This window comes from Mesorhizobium sp. P3_A9 (assembly GCF_056402975.1).
In genome coordinates this window covers 1-7024 of sequence record NZ_JBFUGJ010000304.1, presented here as the reverse complement: position 1 = coordinate 7024, position 7024 = coordinate 1, and the positions used below count along the sequence as shown (strand labels likewise).

Here is a 7024-nt window from a genome sequence, read left to right as displayed (position 1 = left end):
GCTGAGCCGTTTGGAACGTCTGGAGGTGGCACGGGGGGCAAGTCCCTCCGCTGCCGCGTAAATTGGAGCGCCCGAGTGATCGACCCATTTTGGAGGTGCCGACCCGCTCCCAGCCTACTGCACTGCACACTCTGATTTTAACACGCGAAATCCTGCAAAACCCTCGGCAACGAGTAGGGCGTCGACCTCTGCTGACGACATCAGGCACTTTGGCCCAAGATGAACACTTTCAATCGATCGCCGAGGGTCAGCTTTGCCGCCGGAATATCGGCCATACTCAAACGGCAGATATCCCACGTCGCGGTCACGTGATCGGCGCGTCATCGGTTCTCGCCAGTGAACTTCCCGGCCATCGGGATGTAGGCTCACCATCTGCGTAATGATCTCCGCAGCGTCGGGCTTCGAGTTGCGCTGATTGACAATGATTCTGGCTTCGCGCTCGTATTCCCAGGACCTGTGCTTGATAGAACTGATCAGGGCAAACGCTTCAGCCATTGCCAAGACCCGGGGTACCGTCCGGGTTTTCCCCATATTCGCCGCTATCTGTAAGACAACCGACCGGAAGAAGTCTTTCATGTCATCTTGCTCATAGCGAACAAGCTGCATCCGACCAGGAATGGAGGATATTGCGGTAGGTCTAAATCCGATGCAGAGGCCAGTTCCGCCGCCCGCATACTCCCTCCAGAGAGGCAACGAATCCCGCGCCAGTGCAAATGAGCATGAGAAGTATGTTGATTTCCTTCGAGACGAGAGCACCTCGGCAAGAAATTCGGCCATGTCACGGTTCGAGGTTCCTAATACTTCATCGGTCTTATAGGCCTTCACGGCCGCAGCTAAGAAGTTTTCCCCCAGCGCTAGCTCTCGCGGGTCGTTGGAGGCCGTTATGTCCGACAGCCAGAGCTGCTTAGACCGCACTATTCCTTCGAAGCCGCCTATATCGGTATAGTAAAATAGCGTCGAGGTGGGTGCGTACTCAAGATATGCCATACCTATCCTAGCTGAGCATGAAATCTAAAAGCCGACTCGGTTCCCGGCCCCGCTTAACGGGCCACATTTAATACTGGTCAGCCCTATCAAAGGCAAATGGGATCGAGCGCTCCGGCTGGCGCGACCATCTTGGCCCCGTTGATCCCAGAATAGCGGCGAGGTTTCCCCTTTTGATCCGGACAGTTGGCCAAAGGTTCGCAAGTGTTCCTGTCATGTCCTTCACTTTAGCGGCGATACGGCCTGTCATTACGTTGCGGAAATCGGCGGCTTTCATTAGGGTTCACTTAAGCGAGTCGGGAGGACGCGACGTTTAGGGCAACCACATGCGAGGTGACACGCAATGTCCGTCCAAGCAAAGAAAGCGTTCGAGTACCGTCCCGACCATTTGGTACAAGACTTCAAGGAGCACATTCGGGCTTTCGGTGAGCCGCATACTTGGCGGCATCACACCCATGAGCCCCCTGCTCCGGAAGGCGCTGAGGTCTTGCTGGCAAACTTCGTGATCCCACGCGAGTTCGTCAGGAGCAAAGGCCTCGCACCTTGCCCCATCTGTAGCCCGAACTCCCCCCGGTATGCGAAGGGCCACCTAATTTGGTCGTCGGTCGGCGGGACCCTCCACGCGGTCGGCCATTGCTGCGGTCACAAGTATTTCGAGGATGGTTCATTCGGAAGAGGCATCGCGGACGCGAAGCAGCGTGAGCAGCGACGGGCCGACGAGATATTCCTACTAGACAACTGGGAGCGCCCTCGCGAAATGCTGGCGCTCTCCGGAGACCTGAAGCCCTGGGCGAGGAGCTATGACCAGGTTGTGAAGAACCTGAAGGCAGGCTTGTCCCCGTTGGTCTGCAAGGCCATTTATCGCGCTGCCGCTGATGGTGCATTCCTGTCAGTCGAAGACCAAGTGGAAAGCCTGGGCAGCAAGATGGTAGGCATCAAGACGCCCTTCGGCTCAAGGCCGGTCCAAGGGGGACGAGTCCTTCGAGGCAGCAAGCGGGGGGCGTCGTGCGAGGGTCGCATCACGGCGGCATCCATGACGTTCGGCCACTTGGGGTGGGTCTCCTATGAGGACGCCTTCTGGTGGGTGTCGTCGCAGCCCAGCGTAGAATTGAGTTTGGTGGCCCGGCACATCAAAGAGGCGGCAGCGGTTTTCCAGGAAGCCCACGCCGATTTCCTGGCGTTGCAAGCCTTTCTATCTGATGAGAACTTGGAGCTGCTCAGTGCATGGTCGGCGGTGGCCCATGCCGGCAATCCCCTCAGGCTCCATGCCCATGATGGGGAAGACCTCGTGATCTGGCGGGGCGCGTTGAGGGTCCGCCGCATGTTGCTTCCAAGAAACATCTGGGGGCCGCCGTTTGCCCTGCCTGCCCTGTCGCCCGATGCCGGCTGATCGGTTGGGGCACAACATAACAATCCGGAGCCAACTATGATGGAACAAGGCCTACGCAAGGCACCCAATGAACTCGACGCTTCGAGGGAGCCCCAGCGGCTCTCTCAACGGCAGCAGACTTTGCGGACATAGGTGTTGCCAAGAGTCATATACGCGTCGTCAGGAATAGCGCCTCGCGCTTTTAGCTCCGCCACGAGGTTCTTGGCCATCACCTGCTCGAAAGTGTCTTCGAGGGTGACCGCGAACCATCCGTTGGTTGCGAGATAGGCCGAGAGCGGAATGGGGGCAGAGCGAACATAGGCGGAGGCATCCGCGAGGTTATCGAAGCTTTTGACCTGTATGTGACGCTGCTCGAATGGTCCGCTCTCATACTGATCAACAAAGACCCAGGTGTCGTGCAAATAGCCAACCTGACCGTTGGCTTGCACCCGATACCAGCGAGCCACATTGCCAAGGATGGCAACCGGGCTCCCGTTACGGAGATTAATGAGGGTAGCGGACTTTCCATCCGCAAGAGCCTTTAGCGGGGCGGCCCCCTTGGGGTGCCTAATGCGACCGGTATGCGCCTGTGGGATCGCTAGTGACGAATCTGCAGGGACTGGCGGCAAAGCGGCCACGGGTGGCTGTGGCGGCGATGGAGATGGCGATGAGGCTGGTGCTTCGCTGACGGCAGGCGGTTGGCGTGCGTCCGAGGTAGTGACCTTGAATTTCGCCATCTCGCTCCTGGAAAGATAGCGTATGTCGTCACTGTCATACTGAAGCGAAAGCTGAAGTAGTGCGGGGTCCACCCCCATCTCGATCATATAAGTGATGATGTCAGCAGTGACTTGCTGGATACCCGAAACCGCGTCCTCTGTGTTACCAGCAAAGTCGCCACTGAATGAAGACTTGTGGACGCCGATTGAACCCGGCTCGGCGTATCGTATCACGCCACCAAGGAAGGCCAGAGAGCAGGCCGAAGCGCACTCGACAGCCCTGAACTGAACCGTACTGAGGCCGAGTCTGCGGATGAGGCGGCCAAGCTCCATTGCCTTCTGGATATTGCCCCCAGGTGATTGGAAAGTTATCGCGACCGACGCATTGGATCGTGCAAGCGCCTCGAAGACCGTGAGGTCGTCCTGAAAAGCGAAATCCCCGGATACAAAAATATAGCGGATTCCGGCGTCAGTCTGCCCGGCCTCAAATTTCAGGCCAGCATGAGCCGTCGGAGTTTCCACCAGCACCGATGCAAGACACAACAGGACTCGAACTAAAGAGATGCGAGACATGGCCCAAGAACAACCCCAAAACTAAGCGTAGCGCCAAGCAGGTAGAGCTGTCGAATCTTTGTTTGCGAAATTGAGAAGCAATCAAGCTGGGGTTTTGTCGGCGACTGGGAGCGTAATGCCCACAATCCCTCGGGCTCCGCCAGCCATCACCGTCATCCCCTCATTAACCTTTGAGCGTGGCACCATGATCCCATCGTGCATCGGTAGGGCCGCTATCCCCATCCTCGCCAGCCGCAGCAAGACGGCAACCAAGATGGTGCTTTCGGTGAACATCAGGTCCGGCGCGATGTCCTGGCCGAAGAGTGGCACTAAGGCGGGGTGCTTCTCAGCGACTGCATTGCGGAACCTTGAAGCCGTCCACCCAGCCGGCAAGGCTGCCTTCACCTTGGGAGGCAATCGGGTCATCTCTGTCTCAGTCGACAGAAGTGCGGAAAGCCCCGCCTTGACCCCTGCTCGATGATCCTGAAGGCCGGGGATGGCGTAGAGGTCCCCTGTTGGCGGCTCGGTGTCCACGCGGGCATACGCTAGCCTCGGGAACATGCTGGCATAGTCGAGGTCCGCGATGGGCTCCCCATTGACCGTTAGACCACCTCGTTGAGCCTTCGGCATCGATATCCAGAAGGCACCGTAAAGCCGCCCATGGAGGTCAAACGCCCTGATGTCTGATGGCGACCGCAAGAGGAAGCGACGAGTTAGCCTGTAGGCAGCTTGAGTCTTCCCATGGACCTCAATGCGTTGGGTGGCGAGGAAGGCATTGATCTCATCCATCTCACCCCTCAGCCGTAAGGTCTCCTCAGTGTCCTCATAGTCCACCAAGACGGGAGGTAGCCTGTTGCCGTAAGGGTCCCTCCCTGTCCTAGCTGAGACCCTTATGACCTCCTCGCCCTCGGCACGCCCTATGTCCGCAACACGGACCTCAGGGGCCACCAGGGCGGTCCTAAGCCACCCAGTAGCCTCTATGCCAGTCCTTCGCACATGGGTCACAGGAGGATGCTGCATGATGAGCCCAGCCCGCTCCATCCCCTCCACCACCTTGGGCAGGATACCGAAGCCACGGCGATCATAGCGGGTCACTACGGTGTGCTTCATTGGCATGGCGAGATACTGCCCCCACACATGGTTGGCATGGAGGAGCATAAGGTTCGCGATGATGGAGGAGACAATCATTGCAGTCCTCTCCACCACCTCGGCCTTAGGTTTCCTTACTCGGCTTCCAGCCTCCTTTGAGGTGGCATCAAGAACGCATTGCGTCACCTCCGTGGCGATGGCGCAAAGCTTTGGGCCGCTTGAGGTTGCCCAAGGGTTGAACAACATGTCTGGGGTGGTGAGGGTAGCTATTAAATCATCCCCATCACCCTTGGCCTTAAGTCTTGCGTTTGCTCGGCTGCTGAGAGGAAGCATCAGGGAACCGCTAAGCATATGGGGCGAGATAAGCGCACGCTAGACTGGCGTTCGGGGTTCAACATGTTGGCACGTTGATGGCTTACCACATCACTGTTTTGTTCGGATTTGCGCACCATTCTACCGGCCACGCCTATCCCAAGATGGCCGCCAACCAGGGAGATGGGAGGGGTGAACGCCGAAGCGGTCTATCTTAATGGCGAGGATTTCCGGCAATGCTTTTAGAACCAGCGGCTCCCCAGCTTTCTCCAACTTCTCTCCGATTTTGCGCAAGACGATGCCGGAGGATCTCGGGTAGACATGAAGCTCCGTATGGACGGTCGGTCCAAGAGGATTGTACATTTCCCATGTCTTGTGGGAGCCCGATGAAAGCCTGTGAACCCCCTTCGCAGCCTGTACAATCTTGAACTCACGTATGCGGTGCGAACCTAGGTCATCGTCAACTAGCGCACTTACGCCTAGATAGATGGCCAACATTCGGCTGGGCGTAACGCCGGCCTCGCGCAGCCTGGCGAATGCGATGTTAGCCCTATAAATCGCCGGCTTCCCCAGCAAGTCCGTCGCTGGCGCTACTCGACCCGCGAAGGCTAGAGTCCAGTTCAACTCTTGGATGGCTGCAGACACCGCGCTGCTCTGCTGCTCCCTTGCAAGCCAAAATGAAGCCGCTTTGAGATACGGCTTCAGGTCGGCCGCACGGATGGTTGGAGCCCAGAACGACCCGAAACGCGCCCTGCGAACAATGTGATATCGGCAATGAAACTGACCAACCCCGTTCCTTGCGGTGGCTGACGAAGGACGTGAACATCCTGGGATGCAGCAGTTCCGGCTTTCGACAGAACCCAACACGAGTATGGGGTTTACGCGAGACATGGATTTTGTCATCGGCTTCCCTCGCTCTCTAACTCGGCGAGCCGCGCCCTTGCTGCTGCTTTGGCTTCCTTCTGAAGGCTCTTCGCTTCAGGCCCCTTGGGGGCATAGACAACGGTGAATTCGATATCGTGCGCTTTGGCGTATTCGATGACCTCTCGTCCGGTATCGTGATCCACCATTGGGCGACCGTTTGGCCCGGTGAATTCGCGGCGAAATGCATCCGCGATTGAGTTGAGGCAAACGTGAACAATCAAACGAACACCAGGTTTTGCTGTTTCCAGCGCAAGCAGAACGGCCTTGATGGTGGCGTGCCACTGATGTCTATCTGCCGCCCGGCTACATTTGATAGTCTTGGTGATTTGGGTCCCAAAAAGGATACATGCTGAGGCTGAGACCCCGCCATATCCCTTTGTTCGCACTGCGAGAGCTACAACGCAGAACACGGTGATCTCTTCGCGAGATTTATACGGTTGATTGTTGAGGGCTGGCATAGTCACTCCTTTGGGTTACGGTTGGTCGGGATAAGTCAGCCGCCCTCAGGCCGTGCATCCTGACGGATCACGATCGAAGTAGGGCTGTAAGAAAAATCCGAGTCCGTATTCCAAAGGAGACCCGCTCTCCTGAGCGTAAGCCTCAGCTGCGTACATAGGCGCTTTCCATATCCTCCGATAGCGACCCCCAAGAAGTTTTTTTGCAGCAGTGTTCTCAAGCTGCTTTCGATGGTTATATCGCGACCGAACGCAGACGCGGCGTTCCGAGGCGTGGAAACCTTGAGCCTAGCGGTACGGCATCGACCGGAATGATGCCGACCTCGACTTTTGGTCGGGGAGCCTGCGGCGTATGTCCAGGTTCTCGCGAACTAAAGGCCGTAGGGACCGGCCTAGGCTTGGTTTTCCAACTCCCCGATCACGGGTCAAGGGAGGCTTGCTTGCGGGGGCGAACCGCAGGCCATCGCCTCAGGGTTGAAACCAATGTCCAATGAAGCAGCAGCTTATGAGCAGCAACTTGCGGARAAGGCCGAATTCCTCGACCAGCGGAAATTGCAGCGTGACCCCAAGACGGAGGTGATGCGCGGCCTCTTCGAAATCCTTCTGTATTATGGTGTGATCCT

5 protein-coding genes are annotated in these 7024 nt (G+C 57.5%); 1 reads left to right on the top strand and 4 read right to left on the bottom strand.

Features of this window, described 5'->3' with window-relative positions:
- Positions 1-114: 114 nt before the first annotated feature.
- Positions 115-987 (bottom strand): DUF2971 domain-containing protein, encoded by an 873-nt coding sequence (locus AC1DX0_RS27915; protein ID WP_477218998.1) that lies wholly within the window; start codon positions 985-987, stop codon positions 115-117.
- Positions 988-1327: 340 nt separating this feature from the next.
- Here AC1DX0_RS27915 and AC1DX0_RS27910 point away from each other — a divergent pair, with 340 nt between their 5' ends.
- A complete protein-coding gene (locus AC1DX0_RS27910; protein WP_477218997.1) occupies positions 1328-2374 on the top strand; it encodes a hypothetical protein in 1047 nt (348 codons plus the stop codon).
- A gap of 104 nt (positions 2375-2478) precedes the next feature.
- Here the strand turns inward: AC1DX0_RS27910 and AC1DX0_RS27905 are convergent, their stop codons facing one another.
- From AC1DX0_RS27905 to AC1DX0_RS27895, 3 genes are all read right to left on the bottom strand, one after another.
- A complete protein-coding gene (locus AC1DX0_RS27905; protein WP_477218996.1) occupies positions 2479-3642 on the bottom strand; it encodes a COG3904 family protein in 1164 nt (387 codons plus the stop codon).
- A gap of 81 nt (positions 3643-3723) precedes the next feature.
- Entirely contained in the window at positions 3724-5043 is a 1320-nt protein-coding gene (locus tag AC1DX0_RS27900; RefSeq protein ID WP_477218995.1) for a hypothetical protein, read from the bottom strand.
- 878 nt (positions 5044-5921) lie between these two features.
- On the bottom strand, positions 5922-6404 hold the full coding sequence (locus tag AC1DX0_RS27895; RefSeq protein ID WP_477218994.1) for a hypothetical protein: 483 nt from the start codon (positions 6402-6404) through the stop codon (positions 5922-5924).
- Between the last annotated feature and the right edge of the window lie 620 nt (positions 6405-7024).

What these genes read in the sequence shown, in the direction of transcription:
- AC1DX0_RS27915 (WP_477218998.1), bottom strand. Translation starts at nt 987, where the DNA reads ATGGCATATCTTGAGTACGCACCCACCTCGACGCTATTTTACTATACC.
- AC1DX0_RS27910 (WP_477218997.1), top strand. Translation starts at nt 1,328, where the DNA reads ATGTCCGTCCAAGCAAAGAAAGCGTTCGAGTACCGTCCCGACCATTTG.
- AC1DX0_RS27905 (WP_477218996.1), bottom strand. Translation starts at nt 3,642, where the DNA reads ATGTCTCGCATCTCTTTAGTTCGAGTCCTGTTGTGTCTTGCATCGGTG.
- AC1DX0_RS27900 (WP_477218995.1), bottom strand. Translation starts at nt 5,043, where the DNA reads ATGCTTCCTCTCAGCAGCCGAGCAAACGCAAGACTTAAGGCCAAGGGT.
- AC1DX0_RS27895 (WP_477218994.1), bottom strand. Translation starts at nt 6,404, where the DNA reads ATGCCAGCCCTCAACAATCAACCGTATAAATCTCGCGAAGAGATCACC.